This window comes from Rhodococcus sp. IEGM 1366, assembly GCF_033142425.1.
GTDB classification, from domain to species: domain Bacteria; phylum Actinomycetota; class Actinomycetes; order Mycobacteriales; family Mycobacteriaceae; genus Rhodococcus_F; species Rhodococcus_F globerula.
The window spans coordinates 149,874-168,370 of sequence record NZ_JAWLRZ010000001.1 but is presented as its reverse complement, the minus strand read 5'-3'; the positions used below and the strand labels follow the sequence as shown (position 1 = coordinate 168,370).

Below are 18,497 nucleotides of genomic sequence, written 5' to 3'. Positions count from 1 at the left end.
GTGACTGGTGGCTTGGACCCTGACGACGACGTCGACGCGATTGCCTTGGCCTGGTTGCGCGAGCGTCCGGGAACTCCGGTCGAGGGGATCGGCATCGTGACCAGGCTGTGGGCGTGCGCAAAACTCCTCGGTGAGGACCGCCGGCGAATCCTTACCGCCGCGGGCGCAGATACGGCAACGCTTGATCTGCTGAGCGTCTTGCGGAGAGCTGGGGAGCCGTATCGATTGACGACCCGTCAGATCACCGAACGGACCGGAGTGACGGCAGGCGCAATTTCACAAAGGCTGGCTCGGGCTGAAGCTGCCGGTTTGGTGGAGCGGTCGACGAAGTCGGGGTCGAGGGTTGTCGACGTGTCGCTGACGGCCGCGGGGCATGAGGTGGTGGAGCAATTGGTCGACCGTGTGCTCGGCCGCGAGGCCGACTTGGTTTCGGTGCTGTCTGCTCCCCAGCAGGCGCAACTCACGGAGTTGTTGCGGATCTTCTTGGGCGGACTGCATGGCGAACTAGGGGATCCGGGTGCGATGCACGTCGGAGCCCCTGGACAACTCAGTTAATGGTGATTATCTTAATTTGATCATTGGCTGACAGCCCAGGAGGCACCGTGACCGACCGTTTTCCGCAAGTAGAGCTGGCCGACGTGCCCGAGGATATCGCTGCCAAAATCCTTGCTGTTCAGGAAAAATCAGGGTTCGTGCCCAACGTGTTCCTGATGTTCGCGCGTCGTCCCGCAGAGTTTCGGGCCTTCTTCGACTACCACGACGCGATCATGCTCAAGGAAGACTCTGCGCTCACCAAGGGTGATCGTGAAATGATCGTTACCGCCATCTCAGCGGCGAACAAATGCACGTACTGTGTGGTCGCGCACGGTGCGATCCTGCGCATCTACGAAAAGAAGCCGCTGGTTGCCGATCAGGTGGCAGTGAACTATCGGACAGCGGACATCTCCGATCGTCAGCGGGTGATGCTCGACTTCGCAACCAAGGTCAACTCCGCGTCGCACGAGATCTGCGATGCGGATTTCGAGGCGTTGAACAAGCATGGCTTCGGTGACGAGGACGCCTGGGACATCGCTGCTGTTACCGCGTTCTTCGGCCTGAGCAACAGAATGGCCAGTTTCTCGGGGATGATGCCGAATCCGGAGTTCTATCTGATGGGCCGGGTGGCTCGTTCCTGAATTGGCGCGCACAGCAAAAGGCCCGTAGGTTGCTTGCGCAACCTACGGGCCTTCACTTTGTAGCGGGGACAGGATTTGAACCTGCGACCTCTGGGTTATGAGCCCAGCGAGCTACCGAGCTGCTCCACCCCGCGTCGGTGTGAAACCAACCTTACACTACAAAAACGGGTGCAATTACCAACCCACGTTCAGGCCCCGGTGTGAGTGCTCTCCGCGTAGTACCCACGGATGTGACCGGTGATGCGTTCGCGCGCCAACTCAGGATCTCCGGCCTGCACGGCGTCGACTATTCCGCGGTGTTCATTCCGGAGCCGGCAGCACGTGGTTGGCCAGCACTCCAGGTTCACTCCGGAGAGGACGTACGCCTCGATGGATTCGCGCAGCCCCGTCATCATGGCCGCGACAACCTGGTTGCCGGCAGCATCGGCCAGCGCAACGTGGAATTGTGCGTCGAGGATCAGGAACTCGTGTGCGCTGAGATCAAGGTTGTCCATGGAGTCGAGTAATTCGACAGCGGCTCCCAGGTCCGGTGTGGGTTGCGTCCGCGCAAGTTCCTGCATGACCTCGGCTTCGAGAACCAGGCGCGTCTTCACTACATCTGTCACCGGAAACCCTTGTGCGGCAACTTGCATCCGCATCAGCATGGTCATGCCGCCGGTAGGGCGGGCCACGATCATCGCGCCGGAGGTCGGGCCGGATCCCGTCTGGGCTTTGAGTAGTCCGAGTGCTTCCATGACGCGTAGAGCCTCGCGTACCGATGATCGGCCGACGCCGAGTTCGGCCGCCAGAATGCGCTCACCCGGAAGCCGCTGACCCGGGACGACTTCTCCCGAGGTCAGCCGCTTCTCCAGGTGCGTCAGTACTTGTTCCCACGCGCGTGGACTCGAATCGGAGGGCATGAGCCAAGAGCCTAGGTGGCGCTTACGGGAGCATCCACGACAGGACCGGTGTGGACTGCAGATACACGAGCGTGCAGAGGATAAGCAGCATGCTGAGGCTGTATCCGATGACTTTGCGCAGCAGGATGGGCTCGCTGCCCACCTGGCCGACTGCGGTCGCGGCGATCGTCAGGTTTTGCGGGCTGACCAGCTTTCCTACGACACCACCCGATGTATTGGCCGCGACCAACAATGTCGGATCGATGCCCGCGGTTTGTCCAGCAACCTGCTGCAGCTTGGCGAACAGGGCGTTTGCGGAGGTGTCTGAACCGGTCACGGCAGTACCGAGCCAGCCGAGCATGGGAGAGAAGAAGGCAAATGCAGCGCCGGTGCCGGCCAGCCAGGTGCCGATCGAGACGGTCTGTCCGGACTGGTTCATGACGTAGCTCAAGCCGAGCACAGTGGCGACCGTCGCAATGGCCAGACGCATCTTCACGACTGTCGTACCGAACGTGGTCAGCGATTGCCCGGCGGTCAACGGGAATCGTCCGCCGTGAGTCCAGAATCCGTACACGGCTGTGACGATGATGCCGCAGATCAAGAGCAGCGTGCCGGGGTTCGACAGCCAGGAGAACGTGTAGATCGCGCTCGACGAGGGAGTTCCTGTGTCGGTCAGCAGATTTCCGTACAGACCAGGCCATTCGACCTTGCGGTCAGTCTTGCTCAGCCAGGCGGGGAGGTCGAATCCGGCGGTCCAGAGTTTGGCGACGCCGAAGACCACGACTACGAGAAGGTAGGGGAAAAGTGCCAGGAAGGTTCTTGACGGACTGAGCTTTTCGGGTTCGACCTTGGAACGCTGATCGTCGGGAGTGGCGGGATGCCAGAAGCGGAGCATCGTCACAGCAGCCGCGAGGCCGGCGAGAGATGCGACGACGTCGGTCAATTCGTACGAGAAGTGGCTGGAGCACCAGAACTGTGCGAGCGCAAAAACGGCGCCGGTGACCAATGCGATGGGCCAGACCTGCTTCATTCCGCGTTTTCCGTCAACCAGGAACAGAAGCAGAAGCGGTACGAACAGTGCCAGGATCGGGGTCTGACGACCGACGACGGCTGCGATCTCGGTAGCGGGAATGCCCGTCAGGTTGCCGGCCGTCGTGATCGGAATTGCCATGGCGCCGAAGGCAACCGGTGCAGTATTGGCGACCAGGACGGTCACGGCCGCGCGGATCGGCGGCATACCGAGTGCGATGAGCATGGCGCCGGTAATAGCGACGGGGGCTCCGAAACCTGCGAGCGCTTCGAGCATTCCGCCGAAGCAGAATGCGATGAGCATTGCCTGCACGCGCATATCGCCCCGGCCCACGGTATTGAAGACGCGTCTCAAGTCTTCGAAACGTCCACTGACGACTGTCAATTCGTAGAACCAGATGGCGGTGACCACGATCCACATGACCGGAAAGAGCCCGAAGGTGATGCCTTGGAGAGCCGAGAGTGCTGTCAGCGACGTGGGCATGTCGAAGCCGACGACAGCCACGATCGCGGCAACTGCCAGCGCGCCGAGTCCGGAGTACCAGGCTTTGAGTTTGAATCCGGTCAGAAGGACGAAGAACGTCGCCAGGGGAAGCAGCCCGACGAGCGCCGACGCGGTCAACGACCCGCCGATCGCGGTAGTGGACGGTGTGAAAGTCACCGCGAGTAGCTCGGTAGCCACTGGTATCTCCTGACAGACGGTCTGAATGACGGTTTGTGTGGTCGGACCACAGGAACGTACACCATGACCCGGCTCACAATCGAGCATTGTGTGGATTTTTTGTTTTTTCGGGGTATTCGGGTTCCTTGTGGCGCTGACCGTGCTTTACTGTGGTCTGACCACACCGAAAGATTGCGGAGATCACATGCGAGTAGCGCTGTTCGCCACCTGTATCGGAGACACGATGTTTCCTGATGCGGCCAAGGCCACCGCCCTCCTGCTCACCCGTCTTGGGCACGACGTCGTGTTTCCGCCCGGGCAGACCTGCTGCGGGCAGATGCACGTCAACACCGGCTATCAGCCGGGCGCGCTGCCGCTGGTCGCGAACTACGCCGATACGTTCGGTGACACGTCGATCGACGCTGTTGTCGCGCCGTCGGGATCGTGCGTCGGTTCGATCCGGCATCAGCATGAGATTGTTGCCGAGCGCTACGGCACAGCGTCACTGTGTGGGCAGGTACAGACGGTGAAGGCAAAGACGTACGAACTCTCCGAATTCCTCGTAGACGTTCTCGATGTCACAGATGTCGGCGCGTACTTCCCGCACCGGGTCACCTATCACCCGACCTGTCACTCGCTGCGCATGCTGCGAGTAGGCGACAAGCCGCTCCAGTTGCTGCGCAACGTTCGCGACATCGATCTGGTGGAACTCCCCGAAGCCGATTCCTGCTGCGGATTCGGCGGCACGTTTGCCATCAAGAACGCCGAGACGTCGACGGCCATGCTGGCCGACAAGATTCGCCATGTGGCCGACACCGGCGCAGAGTTCTGCAGCGCCGGAGATTCGTCCTGTCTCATGCATATCGGCGGCGGAATGTCGCGACTGCAGATGGGGGCCAAGACCATTCACCTCGCTGAGATCCTGGCATCTGTGGAAAGCCGGGTGCACGCATGAGTGCCGTGACGCTGGGTCTGCCCAGCTTTCCCCCGAGGTCGCCCGAAGGTGCGGGATTTCTGCGAGGAACCGAAAAGTTCCCCGTCGCAGCGCATCACGAGCTGGCCAATGCGCAACTACGACGCAATATCGGCAAGGCCACGCACACCATTCGCGCCAAGCGCCTCAATGTAACGGGTGAGCTTCCGGACTGGGAAGAGTTGCGCGACGCCGGATCTGCAATCAAAACCGACGTCATGGCGCGGTTGCCTGAACTCCTCGAACAGTTCGAAGCCGCGGTGATCGCACGCGGCGGACACGTTCACTGGGCGGCAGATGCCAACGAGGCCAACTCTATTGTGACCGAGCTTGTCAAAGCTACCGGCTCCGACGAGGTCATCAAGGTCAAGTCGATGGCAACGCAGGAGATCGGACTCAACGAACACCTCGAAACCCAGGGAATTTTGGCGTACGAGACCGATCTAGCCGAACTGATCGTCCAACTCGGCCACGACAAACCGTCGCACATCCTGGTTCCCGCGATCCATCGCAATCGATCCGAGATCCGGGAGATCTTCCTGCGTGAGATGCCGGATGTGGACCCCGATCTCGGGGACAATCCGGCCGACCTAGCCGGCGCTGCGCGAAAGTTCCTGCGCCACAAGTTCATGACCACCCCGGTCGCGATTTCGGGTGCAAACTTCGGGATCGCGGACACCGGCACGCTGACCGTCGTGGAGTCCGAGGGCAACGGACGCATGTGCCTGACGCTGCCGAAAACTCTGATCACCGTGATGGGCATCGAAAAGATCCTGCCGACGTATCAGGATCTCGAGGTTTTCCTCCAACTTCTCCCGCGGTCCTCGACGGGTGAGCGGATGAACCCGTACACCTCGATGTGGACCGGTGTCACGCCCGGTGACGGCCCACAGGAGTTTCACCTGGTGCTGCTCGACAACGGACGTACCGCGGCCTTGGCCGACAAGATCGGCCGCGAGGCGCTCAACTGCATTCGGTGCTCGGCCTGCCTCAACGTGTGCCCTGTCTACGAGCGCACGGGTGGACACGCTTACGGATCAACGTATCCGGGACCGATCGGCGCAGTGCTCACACCGCAGCTGGCCGGGATGCACGGCAAGGACGACCCCAACTCGACGCTTCCCTTTGCCTCGAGCCTGTGTGGCGCATGCTTCGACGCGTGCCCGGTCAAGATCGATATCCCTTCGCTGCTGGTCGAATTGAGGCACCAGAAGGTGGAACAGGCCGGTGTGACGGCTGAATCGGTGGCGATGAAAGCAGCGTCGTTCGCGATGTCCTCGTCGACGCGCTGGACTGCCGCGCAGAAGGCAGCTGGGCTCGGCCGCATCGTAGCGGGCAAGAAGGGCAAGATCTCGACGCTTCCGCCGCCGCTGAACGGCTGGACCGCGGCCAGGGATATCCCGGCGCCGCCCAAGCAGACCTTCCGGTCCTGGTGGGACTCCGACGAAGGCCGAGCGGCGCTGGACGAGGCTCGTCGCGAAGGGAAGGCCGGCAAATGAATTCACGCGAAGTGGTGCTCGGACGCATTCGGGACGCGATCACGCTGGCTCCCGCAAACGATGCGCAGATCCCACGTCAGTACCGCACCGGCAGAACCTTGCCCGATGCCGAGCGCATCGAACTTCTTGTCGACCGTTTGGTGGACTACAAGGCGCATGTTTATCAGTGCAGCGCAACGGATATCGCGGAGACGATCAACGGCATTCTCATCGCGAACGATCTGAAAACCGTGGGTATACCTGTCGGCCTTGACCGCTCCTGGGTTGCAGGCTTCAGCGGCGAACTGGTGGTCGACAGCTCCGAGGTGCCTGCGCCGGAGCTCGAGAGACTGGACGCGGTGGTTACGGGGTCCAGAGTGTCCTGCGCCGAGACCGGCACCATTTTTCTCGATGCCGGTCCGGATCAGGGGCGTCGCGCATTGACTCTGGTGCCTGATACCCACATTTGCGTCGTTCATCGCGCAAGCGTGGAAGTTGGTGTGCCCGAGGCGATGGCAAAGCTGACCCCCGAACGGCCCACCACCATGATCAGTGGGCCGTCGGCAACTTCCGATATCGAACTCGAGCGCGTCGAAGGTGTTCACGGCCCACGAAATCTGCATGTCGTGATCGTCGACTGAGGGGGTCAGTCGAGGTCGCCGAACTTCCCTTCGACTGCCGCCACGTCGATCGCGTCGCGTAGCCGTGGGCAGCTGCGCATCGGGGCGATGTCATGCGTCGCGGTTGCGGGAACGCCGAGTTCAGTGCAGTGGGACAGCGTCGCCGCGTCCCACTGCACCGTTGTGTGGTGCCAACTGAACTTCTCCACCACAACCTCGGCCGAGCATGTCCCACAGGTGATCTGAACAGGCTCGCTCACTGACGTGCTGCCATGTTGTCGGCAACCTCTTGTCGCCACGACTCGACGGGACGTGTGGTGTCGAGTTCGTATTCGAAGCGGGCCACCATGTCCGGGCTGATGTCGGCGACGTCGACGTAGAACTGCTCGTACCAACGGCGAAGCTGGTACACCGGCCCGTCCTGTTCGCAGAGGAGTGGATTGTCGATGCGTGCCTTGTTCTTCCAGATCTCGACGTCCTGCTCGAAACCGGTGCTGATGAACCCGCTCATGCTCTCGGCCATACTGGTCGCGGCTTCACCGTCGAGATGCTCGGAGTTCTTGACGATCACGCCGTACGTCAAAACGAAACTGTTCTCGTCGATCGGGTAATGGCAATTGAGCAGAATCGACTCGATATCGAAGTTCTCGTAGTGGTACGTCAACTCGTCGATCATGAACGACGGGCCGTAATACGCTGCCGAAGAACTATTTCCCGACAGTTTCGGTTCACCGGCCGCGGCGGGCCGACGAAAATCGTCACGGCCAACGCCGTTCATGTACTGAGCAGCGACGTGGCCTTCGAACACATTCTTGAAGTACGTCGGAAATGACTTGTGGATGTAGAAGAAATGAGCCATGTCGACGTTGTTGTCGATGAGTTCACGGCAGTTCGTGTTGACGACGATCTGCTTGAAGCCCTTCCAATCCGTCCACTCGTCGGACAGTGCGCCGAGAATGCGCGGCGGTGCTACCTCAGGCGGCGGGGGATTGCCTTCGGGGTCGTTGTAGACGAACAGCATTCCGTCCTGATCGAGCGTTGGCCAGGATCGAGTTTTGGCCAGCGGAGGTACGCGGCGGGCGTAGGGGATGCCGGTGCATTTTCCGTTGCCGCCCCAGCGCCAGTCGTGGAATGGGCACGCTACAGAATCACCCTTGACCTCACCTTGCGACAGATCGCCACCCATGTGGCGGCAGTAGGCGTCCAGCACCTTCAGGTCACCACTCTCGCCGGCAAAGACGACCAGCTTGGTGCCGAAAGCGTTGATCGAGTGTGGTTTTCCGTCGTTGAATTCGCGAGAGAGGCCAAGACAGTGCCAGCCGCGAGCAAATCGGGTGGGGGCGTCGCCGGCCTGAATCTCGCGGATAGCGTCGTCTGAGTCGGGTACTGATGTTGTCATTGTGAGGCTCCTTTGGTCGAATACTGTTCGAGCGATGCGTGATCAGCCGGTGACGCGGGCAGCGTTACCGGCGTCGACCGGCATGACTGTTCCGCTGATGTGGGCGCTGCCCTCGGCCGCGAAAAAGAGCACCGCGCGCGTGATCTCGAAGGGATCAAGCCAGGCAACAGGCTGGCTGTGCAGTGACCGGAAGATGGGTTCCACATCGTCGGCGGTGGGGGATTCGAGGTCGGGGCGCATGTGCCGATAGAGCTTGTCGTTGTGGATCATGGGAGTGCTGATATTCCCTGGCGCAACAACATTGACGGTGATTCCGTGCTGCGCGAGATCGAGCGCAGAACTCTTGCTCAGCCCGATGACGCCCCACTTGGACGCGACGTAGGCTGCGGTGTTTGTTGCACCTTGGCGGCCGAGCATCGACGAGATGGTGATGATCCGGCCGTATCCGCGTTCGATCATCCCCGGTGCTACGGCGCCGATGGTATTGAACACCCCGGTGAGATTGCTTCCGATTGTTTCGTCCCACAGCGCTGTCGAGGTTGCTTGGACGGCACCCATTGCGGACACTCCGGCGTTGGCGACAGCGATGTCGATACGGCCGAATTCTGAGATTCCCTGCGCTACCGCGCTGTCCATCGCAGCTCGATCAGCCACATCGGCCCGTACGATCAGCGCGCGGCGTCCGGTCTTCTCGATCAGCCGTGCGGTTTCGTCCAGGTCCTCGATAGTTGCCATGGGGTATGTGACGGTCTCACGATTTTCGCACCGATCGACAATGACGACGTCGGCGCCTCGCTCGGCAAAAGACACTGCGTGAGAACGTCCTTGGCCTCGTGCGGCTCCCGTGATCAGTGCAACTTTGCCTTCGAATTCGTCCACGGTGATTCCTCTCGTCCTCTTGGGCAGTTAGTGCCGTACTCGAATCAGTAAGCCAAAGGCTCTGTATGGACAGTCGGTGCATCTCGACTATCGAGATGGAGCAGGTCAAACGGCTGCTGCTAGGTCGTCGGCGGCCTTCCTGACCAGTGGCGTGACTCGGTCGAGATGAACCTTCTCAGCCTCGCCCGCGACACACAGTGACACCACCGCGCCGTCGGGAGTTCTTATCGCGCAACCCAAGCTGGAGATTCTTCCGGAACCGAACCCCGGGACCCTCCCGGTCGATTGATAGGCGATGCCGTGCGACGTACGAATACGTGCAAGTTCGGCGTGCAGGGCATCCAATTCTCGAGGGTCGTCAGAAGGTACAGCCGCAAGGTTTCTCTCGATCATCGGATCGACTTCTTCCGGGGAAAGCAGAGCCAGCATGGAACGCCCACCCGCGCCGCGGTGCGCGGGAAATCGTGCACCGACGCGTGAGCGCAACGCGGCGGCGAGCGGTCCACCCATCTTGTCCAGAAAGTACTCGTGTCCACCGTGGAGAACACCGAGATGAATCACCATGCCGGTGCGCAGATAGAGCTCGCGAATGATGTCGTTGGCCGCAATACGCACATGCGCTTGCGCCACTTCCGGGCCGACCGTGCCCAGCGCCCGAGGGCCGAGGCGGTACGCGCGATCGTGTCGCATGAGCCAATCCAGTTCGACCATCTCCAGGAGAATCCGGTGGGTAGTCGATCGCGGCAAACCGGTCCGCAGTGCCAGTTCTTCGAGGTTGAGCCGCTCGTGCGGTGAGGTGTATGCATCGACAATCGACGTCACGCGAGCCAACATGGATTCTCGGGTAGCTAGCCTGACCTTGGAGGTTGTGACCGTTCCATTCACGACTTTGGTGTCCTCAACTGCGTCGGAGGCAGGGAGTATCCCGCCACTCGCTGACAACAGTGGCGGTGATGCAGGACACATTCAAACGTCAGTCCCGGTGTTCGGAAGTCGAGTGCGAGGTGCGGCGCAGAGGACGTCGTCTCGACTTCCTTGTCTGCTCCCGTTGTCCGGGAGTCGACGACCTCGCCCAGTCGCAGTCGCATTACCGTCCGTGGAATGACACAACTGTTGGCAGGCAAGGTCGTTTTCATTACCGGAGCAGCGCGGGGTCAGGGCCGCAATCATGCGATTCGACTCGCTCAGGAAGGTGCCGACGTCATCGCCGTCGACGTGTGCGCGTCCGTCTCCGAGGATGTGGGCTACGCAGCTGCAACCGAGGCCGACCTCGAAGAGACGGCGCGCCTCGTTCGAGCCGAGGGGCGCGAGATCGTCACCGCAGTAGCGGATGTGCGTGACCTCGAGGCTCTGCGCGCGGCAGTGGCGTCAGGCGTCGAGAAGTTCGGTCGCCTCGACGTCGTGATCGCGAATGCCGGTATCGCAACGTGGAACCGGTTCTGGGAGATGCCGGAAGAGCAGTGGTCGACGCTGGTGGACATCAATCTCAATGGTGTCTGGCGCACGATGGCTGCTGCGGTTCCCGCGATGATCGAGGCCGGCAACGGTGGTTCCATTGTGCTTGTCAGCAGCGCTGCCGGCGTCGCCGAAGCGCCCGGTTGTGCGCACTACTCGGCGGCCAAGCACGGCCTCGTGGGCTTGGCCCGCACTGCAGCAACGGAATTGGGTAGCTTCGACATTCGAGTCAACAGCATTCACCCCGGCGCGGTGGAGACCGAGATGGGCAACGATCCCAACGTCGGCAAGGTGCTCACAACGCATCCCGAGTACATGAATTCCTACAAGTGGCCCCTCACCTCCGTTCCGCGCACGACGGTCGAGGACATCTCCAATGCGGTGGTCTACCTCGCGACAGATCTCTCCCGCGCAGTCACCGGAACGAAGATCGTCATCGATATGGGTCAGACCATGGCGTAATCGCACTCAGAGCAGATTGAACTGCGCCACCTCGATGGTGTTTTCGACTGCTTCGGACAGTGTGCGGATACGTTCGTCGGCGCCTGGCGCGGTCAATATCGCCAGGCGGTCGGCGTCGCCCATCGGAATGCTGCGGGCCAGGGCGTACAGCCGCGAACCCAACGGATCCAATGCAGACGGTGGGGCAGGCATTCGTGGAGTCTGTTCCCCGGCCCGCAGCGCAAGCTTTCCCAACATTCCGTACATGAACTCGATGCGCTCGAGCAAAGAGTCGTATTCGTAGGCGGTGACCGGTGTTCCGTTGTTCTCGTCCGGCCACAATTCAACCTCCGCAAGCGGATAAGGATCATCCGGTAGCCACTGTTTGACGCGAATTCGGTCTTCCGTCCGGCAGTACAACTGATACCGCCCGGCACCCATCTCGACATGGGATTCTATGCGTGCCAGTGTGCCGACATCGTGGCGTGATTCCCCTCCGCCCACCTCGTGACCTCGAGCGATGAGGACAACTCCGAACAGTGGACCGTCAGCGGCCGCGAGAACGTTCTCGACCAGCGCCCGGTACCGGGGCTCGAAGATGTTGAGCGGCAGCAATTCACCCGGAAGCAACGCGGAGCCGAGCGGGAACATCGGGAAGATAGGCATCAGGGAATTCTCAACCTCGGAATCGGAGGGGCGGGGAAATCTCCGGGACGATCGATCTCTGCGATCAGATGCTCGGACCATGTCAGTAAACCTGCAATGTCGAGGTCGTGGGGACTTTCGATCTCGTAGTGCCTGATCCGATCGTGCCCCTGGGTCAGCAGCGATACCGCGCCGGTGGTGTTGCCGCGCAGCAAGTGCGTGAGCCCGACGGCAAGTTGGGCCATTCCCTGCCACAGGTCGCGTTCCTCGGCGGGTGCGTTTTTCCACGTTCCTTCGAGAATCTCGTGTGCGTGAAACGGCATGCCGTGATCGAGGAGGCGTTGTGCCTCGGTGATCGCCTCGTCCGGCGGCAGACGCACGTCGTCCGGAATTCGGGGAACACCGTCAGCGGAATCGCGAGGCAGAGGGCGCCCGAGACCGTCGCGCGGGCGTGCGTTGAGTGGCTTTCCGCCGACATCACGGTCGCGTTCGGACATAAACTTCAGCCTAGCGGCAGCTCGTCGGAGTGCCTGCCAAAAGTTTTTTCGCGTCGTCTGTCGATTTGAGGAAGAACCGTTCGTCGTCATGTTGTAAGGCAAGAAAGCCGGAAGAGAAACAACAGACCAGGGAGTTCAGCCATGAAGTACATGTTGCTCATCTACACCGCACCCGGCGGAGACACCGAACCTCAGTGCACGATGGAGGACTGGGAGATCTACGACAAGGAAATGAAGGACGCCGGCATCTGGGTGTCCGGCGATGCCCTCGCCGACCTGACCACCACGACGACGGTTCGGGTCTCGCCGTCCGGGGAAAAGACCGTCACCGACGGGCCGTTTGCCGAAACCCGCGAGATCCTCGGCGGCTACGACGTCATCGACGTTCCCGACCTCGATGCCGCCCTGGCCTGGGCTGCTCGATGCCCCGGCGCCCGTGACGGTGGCAGCGTCGAGGTGCGTCCGCTGGCCGGGTTCGGGGACTGATTCGCCGTGGACGAGCAGGCTGAGAACTCGGTCGAGTCCGTGTTCCGGGAGGAACGTGGACGACTCTTGGCCTCGCTCGTCCGCCGTTTCGGTGACCTGGATCTTGCCGAGGAGGTCACCTCCGAAGCCGTCGAGGCCGCGTTGGTGCATTGGCCGGTGGACGGAGTGCCCGCAAAACCCGGCGCGTGGCTGCTGACCACGGCGCGTCGCAAAGCCGTCGACCGGCTTCGGCGTGATCAGGCCTATGCGGCGCGATTGGCCGTGATGCAGGTGGACGCCGATCGTGCCGACCCGGCGCCGCCTGTGGTCGACGGGGAACTTCCCGACGAGCGGTTGCAGCTGTTCTTCACCTGCTCACATCCCGCACTCGCGGAAGATGACCGGATCGCCCTCACCTTGCGTTGCCTCGGCGGGTTGACGACGCCTGAAGTTGCTCGCGCCTTCCTCGTACCTTCGGCGACGATGGCGCAGCGGATAGTGCGCGCGAAGAAGAAGATCCGTCAGGCTCGGATTCCCTTCCGAACTCCCAGCGCCGAAGAACTCCCGGAGCGTCTTCCTGGTGTTCTGCAGGTGATCTATTCGGTGTTCACCGAGGGGTACGCCGCCAGCTCGGGTCCGGATCTGCAACGAATCGACTTGGCCGTAGAGGCGATCAGGCTGGCGAGGATCTTGCGCGCATTGCTTCCCGATGAGCGCGAGATTGCCGGATTGCTTGCGCTGATGCTTCTCGTCCACGCGCGTCGGGATGCCCGCACCGACACCGGTGGCGGGATCGTGCTCCTCGACGATCAAGATCGCGGGTGCTGGGACCAGCCGATGATCGAGGAAGGCAGCGACCTCGTCGTGGTCGCGTTGACCGGGGGAGCGCCTGGTCCGTACGGAGTGCAGGCCGCAATCGCGGCGTTGCACGACGAGGCAGCGGATGTGGAGAGCACCGACTGGCCGCAGATCTGCGCGCTGTACGGAGTACTCCTCACGCTGACGCCTTCGCCCGTCGTCGCAGTCAACCGAGCAGTGGCACTGGCGATGCGCGACGGCGATGAGGCGGGATTGATTGCTCTGGATGAGCTGTCCGCGGAGCCCAAACTTGCCGACTATCACCCGTACCACCTCGCGCGAGGCGAACTCCTGGCGCGATTGGGCCGCATCGATGCTGCAGAATCCGCGTACCGGCGAGCTCTGAAACTGGTTGGTACCGAACCGGAGCGGGCCTACTTGGAGCGTCGTCTCGGGGAGATAGTGGAGTAGCTACTTCGCGCTCGCGCCGACCATCCGTAAGGCCAAGTCTCCGTACAGCTTTCCGATATCTTCCGGATCCGTGTAGTTGCCGGCAGGGAACCAGCGGCACACGTCGACGCACAGGGACATCAGTGCGAGCGTGACACCTTCTGCGTCGGGGATCGTGAAATCGCCAGACTGCACTCCGGCGTTGACGACTTCCCTGACCACTCGCGTCGTGCTGCGGCGAAGGGCGACGACAGTCCGGTAGTGCTCGGGGGTGAGTGCGGTGAGTTCGTATTGGACGACGCGCGCGAGTGAATGGTGCCCGGCCTGCCAACTGGCGAAGGTGCCGACCAGTTCACGCAGGCGAACCGCCGGTTCTTCACCCGGTCGGTCAGCGCTCTCGACAACCTTCAACGCTTCGGTGTGGCCTTCGTAGCTGATCGCGAAAAGCAGCTCTTCTTTCGAGCGGTAGTGCGGATACATGGCGGCGGGACTCATGTCGAGGCGCGCGGCGATGTCACGGGTAGTGGTGCCGCCGTACCCGGCGGAGGCAAACGCGTCGACGGCGGCAGCACGGATGCGGGCTGCAGCTTTGGAGGGGCTGATCACCACGTCAGGTGAATCGCTCACAGTTCCTCCAGGTGTCACGGATGTCGGATGTTGACAATATCGCGCTCTCGAACCACTATAAGCAAGTGCTTAGATTCTAAGCATGCGCTTAGATTGGTCGTCACGTGCGGGAACGCCGCACCGAAAGGAAGCAACTCCTCATGCGTCGCACTCTGTACGGACCCGATCACGAGGCGTTTCGCGAATCGGCTCGCGAATTCGTCAACCGGAACATCCTTCCGGTCGCAGAGAAGCTGATCGATCAGCGCTTCATCGACCGCGAGATCTGGCTCGAAGCGGGACGCAACGGCTTCCTCGGTCTCGAGGTCCCGGAGGCGTACGGCGGAAGCGAAGCCGGTGACTACCGCTTCAACGCGGTGCTGGCAGAAGAACTCTCGCGCGCAAGTGCAGCGGTTGCTTCGAGTTTCGGCATCCACGCCGACGTTGTTGCTCCCTACCTCGTTCAGCTCACCACCGAAGAGCAGAAGCAGCGTTGGCTGCCCAAGTTCTGCACCGGCGAAATGCTGACCGCAATCGGCATGACCGAGCCCTCCGGCGGATCCGACCTCGCCTCGCTCAAGACCACGGCGGTCAAGGACGGCGACGACTGGATCATCAACGGCTCCAAGACCTTCATCACCAACGGCTACAACGCTGATCTCGTGATCGTCGCAGCCCGCACCAGCCCCGAGAAGAAGTCCAAGGGCATCACCCTCTTTGCCGTCGAAACCGGCATGGACGGTTTCGAGCGCGGACGCAAGCTCGACAAGGTCGGCCAGCACGAGTCCGACACCGCGGAACTGTTCTTCGAGAACGTTCGCGTGCCGTCCACCAACATCATCGGCGAGATCGACCGCGGCTTCATCCACATGATGGAAATGCTGCCGCAGGAACGCGTCGGCGCTGCAGTGTCCAACATTGCGCACGCTGCTCCGATTCTCGAGGAGACGCTGCAATATGCCAAGGACCGCAAGGCTTTCGGTCAGCCCATCGGCTCGCTGCAGTGGAACAAATTCCTGCTCGCAGATTTGGTGACCCGCGTCGAGGTCACCCAGGCTTACGTCGACAACTGCGTCGCCGCCCATGCGGCCGGCGAGCTGACCGCCATCGACGCAGCCAAGGCAAAGTGGTGGACCGCGCAGGTACAGAACGAGGTCCTCGATCACTGCGTCCAACTGCACGGTGGCTACGGCTATATGACCGAGTACCGGGCTGCTCGCGCCTGGATGGACGCTCGCGTCACCAAGATCTGGGCCGGATCCAACGAAATCATGAAGGAACTCATCGGCCGCGACCTCGGCCTGTAGTTTCGACCGCAAGCGCTATTTCCTCCCGAGCCCTTCGACCACAGGAGCATCACCGCGTATGTCTGTTCTCGACAAGTTCTCTCTGACAGATCGAGTTGTCATCGTGACCGGTGCGTCGTCGGGTCTCGGGGTGGCATTTGCAAGAGCCGCAGCTGAGGCGGGAGCCGACGTCGTGCTGGCAGCCAGGCGCGTCGACAAGCTCGAAGACACCGCCAAGCTCGTGCGTGATGCAGGCCGTGAAGCGTTGTGTGTGGCCACCGACATTGTCGATCCGGCCCAGGCCCAGCACATGGTCGACGCAGCTATGGAGAAGTTCGGTCGCGTGGACGTACTCGTCAACAACGCCGGCGTCGGAACCGCGGTTCCGGCAACCCGTGAAACTCCCGACGAGTTTCGTTCCGTCATCGACATCAATCTCAACGGTTCGTACTGGGCTGCGCAGGCGTGCGGTCGAGTGATGCTGCCGGGCAGTTCCATCGTCAATATCTCCAGCATTCTCGGGTTGACCACGGCGGGACTGCCGCAGGCTGCCTACGCAGCCAGCAAAGCCGGCATCGTCGGATTGACCCGCGACCTGGCTCAGCAGTGGGGAACCCGCAAGGGCATCCGTGTCAATGCCATCGCGCCGGGATTCTTCAAGTCGGAAATGACCGACCAATACAACGACGGCTACCTCGAATCGATGGCTCCCCGCTTGATCATGGGTCGAATGGGAGATCCGGAAGAACTCGCGGCAACCATGGTGTGGCTGGCCTCCCCGGCCGGCGGATACGTCACCGGCCAGACCATTGCCGTCGACGGCGGGATCACGATCACCTGACGTCGATGACGGGAGGTCATCCCGTTTGCCGTATAAGTAGCAGGTGACTTCAAACGCCGACCCCTCGGAGAACTGGGAAGACCGTCCGCCGCCGTCCATGGCTGCAACGGAGCTTTTACGTGACCTCCCGGTGACGGCGCGCGGGGTCCGGACCAGGGCTTCTCTGGTTGCGGCAGCCCGGACGGTGTTCGAGCGAGCGGGGTACCTCGACGCCCGGCTGACCGACATCACGAAGGAAGCGAACTGCTCCACGGGCACGTTCTACACGTACTTCGACAACAAAGAGCAGATCTTTGCCGCTGTCCTCGAAGTCGCGCAGGAAGACATGCTGCACCCCGGCATGGGTCGCGTCCGCGACGCGGACAACCCTTACGCTGTGCTCGAGTCGAGCAACCGCGCGTACCTGATTGCCTTCCAACGCAATGCCAAATTGATGGGTCTGCTCGAGCAGGTGGCACAGATCGATCCGGCCTTCGCGAAACTACGACGCGATCGTGGTGCAACCTTCATCACGCGCAATGCAAAAGCCATCGAGCGGTTGCAGACGGAAGGGAAGGCCGACACGTCGCTGGATCCGTTGTTGGCGTCGCGGGCACTCTCGTCGATGGTGAGCCGCTTCGCCTACAGCGTGTTCGTGTCTGAGGAACCGGGCTCAGACGGCAAGCCGGTGCCCTTCGAAGAAGTGGTCAAGACCGCTACCCAGATTTGGGCCAACGCGCTCCGATTGCAGCGGTAGCAGCGGCTCAGCGGGTTCCGCGTGCGAACTCCGCTTCGAGATTCTGGCGCAGAGTTTCCTCACTGTTGCGGACCGCGTTCTCGATGAACGGACCCACTACGAGGCCCAGCGCTTTGCCGGCCAGACCGTCGGGCAGCTTGTAGGCAAAATCGACCGCCAACTCGGTTTTGGTGTCGTCTACCCGCGTGAATTCCCAGGTAGACGAATTGGCGACATCTCCCAGTGATGAGAGTGTGATGATGCGGTCTTTCTCCCACTCGGTGATTTCGAGCTTCGAGCGCACGGTGCTCGGACCAATTTGGATTGCGGCGTCGAATGTTGCGCCCAGACCTTGATCGAACTCGCCGTCTGGGTAGAACTCGGAGACGCCGTACATCCAGTTCACGACATTCCGGTAGTCGTCTATGTAGGCAAACGCGACGTCAACGGGTACGGCGGCAACCGCGGAATGGCGAACGTGGATCATGACTGGTCCCTTGTTTATCGGTGGACATCGACTGTAACCAATGACGGTGACATGTTCGGTGTCGGCGCAAGTGGATCTACGGTAACGGTTATGACAAACGAGCCTGCTATGCCCGAATCCTGGCGACACTACGAAGACCTGGGTCTGTCCAAGCCTCTCGCGGCGGCACTGGAAGCGTTTGTCGAGCAGGGGTACCACGGGGCATCGATTCGGGACATCGCAGCGCGAGCGGGGCTCTCGGTGCCAGGTCTGTACCACCACTATCCGTCGAAGCAGGCCTTGCTCGTCGGCTTGACCACGGTGGTGATGGGCGAGTTGCTCGAACGCAGTCGCGCCGCCGAGATCGAAGCCGGCCCAGATCCGTCGGATCGCTTCGACGCGGTGATCGAATCACTGTTGCGGTTCCACATGTTTCGACGGGAGCAGTCGTTCATCGCGTCTTCGGAGCTTCGGAGTATGGAACCGGAGGGTCGGGCTAGCTACATCGCTCAACGTGACGAACAGCAGAAGCAGGTCGACCGGATCATTCTCGACGGAGTTCGAGCGGGTGAATTCGACGCCGAGTATCCAGTGGACGCGAGTCGGGCCGTCGTGACGATGTGTGTGGCGGTGGCGCAGTGGTATCGGCCGGATGGTGAATTGTCGCCGGAGGAGTTGGTGGAGCGGTATTTGGGGATTGCGAGGTGCACGGTGGGGGCGAAGCGGGTTGGGATGTGATG

The 18,497-nt window shown here is 61.6% G+C and carries 22 protein-coding genes and 1 tRNA gene; 12 read left to right on the top strand and 11 right to left on the bottom strand.

The genetic code is table 11. The annotated features are described in order from the left end of the window. Together R4P64_RS00820 and R4P64_RS00815 are read left to right on the top strand one after the other, a co-directional pair. Positions 1-555 carry a MarR family winged helix-turn-helix transcriptional regulator gene (locus R4P64_RS00820; RefSeq protein WP_317818891.1) on the top strand — a complete coding sequence of 185 codons (555 nt, stop codon included), beginning with the start codon at positions 1-3 and terminating at the stop codon, positions 553-555. A gap of 47 nt (positions 556-602) precedes the next feature. Then, positions 603-1,175 carry a peroxidase-related enzyme gene (locus R4P64_RS00815; protein WP_116102652.1) on the top strand — a complete coding sequence of 191 codons (573 nt, stop codon included), beginning with the start codon at positions 603-605 and terminating at the stop codon, positions 1,173-1,175. 60 nt (positions 1,176-1,235) lie between these two features. Here R4P64_RS00815 and R4P64_RS00810 read toward each other — a convergent pair. The 3 genes from R4P64_RS00810 to R4P64_RS00800 form a co-directional block, all read right to left on the bottom strand. Next, a tRNA-Met gene (locus R4P64_RS00810) sits at positions 1,236-1,309 on the bottom strand. Between the two features lie 54 nt (positions 1,310-1,363). Continuing rightward, complete coding sequence (locus tag R4P64_RS00805) at positions 1,364-2,074, bottom strand: FadR/GntR family transcriptional regulator (RefSeq protein ID WP_033233444.1); 711 nt, start codon at positions 2,072-2,074, stop codon at positions 1,364-1,366. 22 nt (positions 2,075-2,096) lie between these two features. Beyond that, entirely contained in the window at positions 2,097-3,764 is a 1,668-nt protein-coding gene (locus R4P64_RS00800; protein WP_045065149.1) for an L-lactate permease, read from the bottom strand. A 184-nt stretch (positions 3,765-3,948) separates the two neighbouring features. Between R4P64_RS00800 and R4P64_RS00795 the strand changes: the two genes are divergently transcribed. The 3 genes from R4P64_RS00795 to R4P64_RS00785 are packed head-to-tail and all read left to right on the top strand — an operon-like array spanning position 3,949 to position 6,835. Next, positions 3,949-4,698, top strand: coding sequence for a (Fe-S)-binding protein (locus tag R4P64_RS00795; protein WP_172937026.1), 750 nt, complete (start codon positions 3,949-3,951; stop codon positions 4,696-4,698). Further along, positions 4,695-6,215, top strand: coding sequence for a LutB/LldF family L-lactate oxidation iron-sulfur protein (locus R4P64_RS00790; RefSeq protein WP_045065146.1), 1,521 nt, complete (start codon positions 4,695-4,697; stop codon positions 6,213-6,215). Before R4P64_RS00795 ends, R4P64_RS00790 begins: the two co-directional genes overlap by 4 nt. Then, positions 6,212-6,835: a lactate utilization protein C gene (locus R4P64_RS00785; RefSeq protein ID WP_317818888.1), complete on the top strand. Its 624-nt coding sequence runs from the start codon at positions 6,212-6,214 to the stop codon at positions 6,833-6,835. The genes R4P64_RS00790 and R4P64_RS00785 overlap by 4 nt, the downstream gene beginning before the upstream one ends. 5 nt (positions 6,836-6,840) lie before the next feature. On the opposite strand, the gene R4P64_RS00780 is transcribed toward R4P64_RS00785, so the two are convergent. The 4 genes from R4P64_RS00780 to R4P64_RS00765 form a co-directional block, all read right to left on the bottom strand. After that, on the bottom strand, positions 6,841-7,074 hold the full coding sequence (locus tag R4P64_RS00780) for a hypothetical protein (RefSeq protein ID WP_317818887.1): 234 nt from the start codon (positions 7,072-7,074) through the stop codon (positions 6,841-6,843). Next, positions 7,071-8,213, bottom strand: coding sequence for a Rieske 2Fe-2S domain-containing protein (locus R4P64_RS00775; protein ID WP_033233432.1), 1,143 nt, complete (start codon positions 8,211-8,213; stop codon positions 7,071-7,073). Before R4P64_RS00775 ends, R4P64_RS00780 begins: the two co-directional genes overlap by 4 nt. A gap of 42 nt (positions 8,214-8,255) precedes the next feature. After that, entirely contained in the window at positions 8,256-9,092 is an 837-nt protein-coding gene (locus R4P64_RS00770) for a mycofactocin-coupled SDR family oxidoreductase (RefSeq protein ID WP_317818886.1), read from the bottom strand. A gap of 105 nt (positions 9,093-9,197) precedes the next feature. Next, a complete protein-coding gene (locus R4P64_RS00765; RefSeq protein WP_045065136.1) occupies positions 9,198-9,977 on the bottom strand; it encodes an IclR family transcriptional regulator in 780 nt (259 codons plus the stop codon). 216 nt (positions 9,978-10,193) lie between these two features. Between R4P64_RS00765 and R4P64_RS00760 the strand changes: the two genes are divergently transcribed. Further along, complete coding sequence (locus R4P64_RS00760; protein ID WP_045065134.1) at positions 10,194-11,009, top strand: mycofactocin-coupled SDR family oxidoreductase; 816 nt, start codon at positions 10,194-10,196, stop codon at positions 11,007-11,009. A gap of 6 nt (positions 11,010-11,015) precedes the next feature. On the opposite strand, the gene R4P64_RS00755 is transcribed toward R4P64_RS00760, so the two are convergent. Together R4P64_RS00755 and R4P64_RS00750 are read right to left on the bottom strand one after the other, a co-directional pair. After that, positions 11,016-11,654 (bottom strand): LON peptidase substrate-binding domain-containing protein, encoded by a 639-nt coding sequence (locus tag R4P64_RS00755; RefSeq protein WP_033233429.1) that lies wholly within the window; start codon positions 11,652-11,654, stop codon positions 11,016-11,018. Further along, the gene (locus R4P64_RS00750) at positions 11,654-12,130 is read right to left on the bottom strand and encodes a DUF309 domain-containing protein (RefSeq protein ID WP_045065112.1); all 477 of its coding nucleotides are present in this window, start codon (positions 12,128-12,130) and stop codon (positions 11,654-11,656) included. The genes R4P64_RS00755 and R4P64_RS00750 overlap by 1 nt, the downstream gene beginning before the upstream one ends. Positions 12,131-12,271: 141 nt before the next feature. Between R4P64_RS00750 and R4P64_RS00745 the strand changes: the two genes are divergently transcribed. Together R4P64_RS00745 and R4P64_RS00740 are read left to right on the top strand one after the other, a co-directional pair. After that, on the top strand, positions 12,272-12,616 hold the full coding sequence (locus R4P64_RS00745) for a YciI family protein (RefSeq protein WP_033233427.1): 345 nt from the start codon (positions 12,272-12,274) through the stop codon (positions 12,614-12,616). Between the two features lie 6 nt (positions 12,617-12,622). Then, positions 12,623-13,864 carry an RNA polymerase sigma factor gene (locus R4P64_RS00740; protein ID WP_317818884.1) on the top strand — a complete coding sequence of 414 codons (1,242 nt, stop codon included), beginning with the start codon at positions 12,623-12,625 and terminating at the stop codon, positions 13,862-13,864. Here the strand turns inward: R4P64_RS00740 and R4P64_RS00735 are convergent, their stop codons facing one another. After that, the gene (locus R4P64_RS00735) at positions 13,865-14,470 is read right to left on the bottom strand and encodes a TetR/AcrR family transcriptional regulator (protein ID WP_092804242.1); all 606 of its coding nucleotides are present in this window, start codon (positions 14,468-14,470) and stop codon (positions 13,865-13,867) included. A 140-nt stretch (positions 14,471-14,610) separates the two neighbouring features. On the opposite strand from R4P64_RS00735, the gene R4P64_RS00730 reads away from it, so the two are divergent. The 3 genes from R4P64_RS00730 to R4P64_RS00720 all read left to right on the top strand — a co-directional run bounded on the left by R4P64_RS00730 (position 14,611) and on the right by R4P64_RS00720 (position 17,312). After that, positions 14,611-15,756 carry an acyl-CoA dehydrogenase family protein gene (locus tag R4P64_RS00730; RefSeq protein ID WP_033233424.1) on the top strand — a complete coding sequence of 382 codons (1,146 nt, stop codon included), beginning with the start codon at positions 14,611-14,613 and terminating at the stop codon, positions 15,754-15,756. A gap of 58 nt (positions 15,757-15,814) precedes the next feature. Then, complete coding sequence (locus R4P64_RS00725) at positions 15,815-16,576, top strand: SDR family NAD(P)-dependent oxidoreductase (RefSeq protein ID WP_317818883.1); 762 nt, start codon at positions 15,815-15,817, stop codon at positions 16,574-16,576. Positions 16,577-16,673: 97 nt separating this feature from the next. Next, positions 16,674-17,312 carry a TetR/AcrR family transcriptional regulator gene (locus R4P64_RS00720; protein ID WP_045065096.1) on the top strand — a complete coding sequence of 213 codons (639 nt, stop codon included), beginning with the start codon at positions 16,674-16,676 and terminating at the stop codon, positions 17,310-17,312. Between the two features lie 7 nt (positions 17,313-17,319). Here R4P64_RS00720 and R4P64_RS00715 read toward each other — a convergent pair whose 3' ends face one another. After that, on the bottom strand, positions 17,320-17,778 hold the full coding sequence (locus R4P64_RS00715; protein ID WP_033233420.1) for an SRPBCC family protein: 459 nt from the start codon (positions 17,776-17,778) through the stop codon (positions 17,320-17,322). Between the two features lie 90 nt (positions 17,779-17,868). Here R4P64_RS00715 and R4P64_RS00710 point away from each other — a divergent pair, with 90 nt between their 5' ends. Continuing rightward, entirely contained in the window at positions 17,869-18,495 is a 627-nt protein-coding gene (locus tag R4P64_RS00710; RefSeq protein WP_045066727.1) for a TetR/AcrR family transcriptional regulator, read from the top strand. Positions 18,496-18,497 lie beyond the last annotated feature (2 nt).

Coding starts and splice junctions, on each gene's coding strand:
- R4P64_RS00805 (WP_033233444.1), bottom strand. CDS start 2,074: ATGCCCTCCGATTCGAGTCCACGCGCGTGGGAACAAGTACTGACGCAC.
- R4P64_RS00795 (WP_172937026.1), top strand. CDS start 3,949: ATGCGAGTAGCGCTGTTCGCCACCTGTATCGGAGACACGATGTTTCCT.
- R4P64_RS00790 (WP_045065146.1), top strand. CDS start 4,695: ATGAGTGCCGTGACGCTGGGTCTGCCCAGCTTTCCCCCGAGGTCGCCC.
- R4P64_RS00785 (WP_317818888.1), top strand. CDS start 6,212: ATGAATTCACGCGAAGTGGTGCTCGGACGCATTCGGGACGCGATCACG.
- R4P64_RS00775 (WP_033233432.1), bottom strand. CDS start 8,213: ATGACAACATCAGTACCCGACTCAGACGACGCTATCCGCGAGATTCAG.
- R4P64_RS00760 (WP_045065134.1), top strand. CDS start 10,194: ATGACACAACTGTTGGCAGGCAAGGTCGTTTTCATTACCGGAGCAGCG.
- R4P64_RS00755 (WP_033233429.1), bottom strand. CDS start 11,654: ATGCCTATCTTCCCGATGTTCCCGCTCGGCTCCGCGTTGCTTCCGGGT.
- R4P64_RS00750 (WP_045065112.1), bottom strand. CDS start 12,130: ATGTCCGAACGCGACCGTGATGTCGGCGGAAAGCCACTCAACGCACGC.
- R4P64_RS00745 (WP_033233427.1), top strand. CDS start 12,272: ATGAAGTACATGTTGCTCATCTACACCGCACCCGGCGGAGACACCGAA.
- R4P64_RS00730 (WP_033233424.1), top strand. CDS start 14,611: ATGCGTCGCACTCTGTACGGACCCGATCACGAGGCGTTTCGCGAATCG.
- R4P64_RS00725 (WP_317818883.1), top strand. CDS start 15,815: ATGTCTGTTCTCGACAAGTTCTCTCTGACAGATCGAGTTGTCATCGTG.
- R4P64_RS00720 (WP_045065096.1), top strand. CDS start 16,674: ATGGCTGCAACGGAGCTTTTACGTGACCTCCCGGTGACGGCGCGCGGG.
- R4P64_RS00715 (WP_033233420.1), bottom strand. CDS start 17,778: ATGATCCACGTTCGCCATTCCGCGGTTGCCGCCGTACCCGTTGACGTC.
- R4P64_RS00710 (WP_045066727.1), top strand. CDS start 17,869: ATGACAAACGAGCCTGCTATGCCCGAATCCTGGCGACACTACGAAGAC.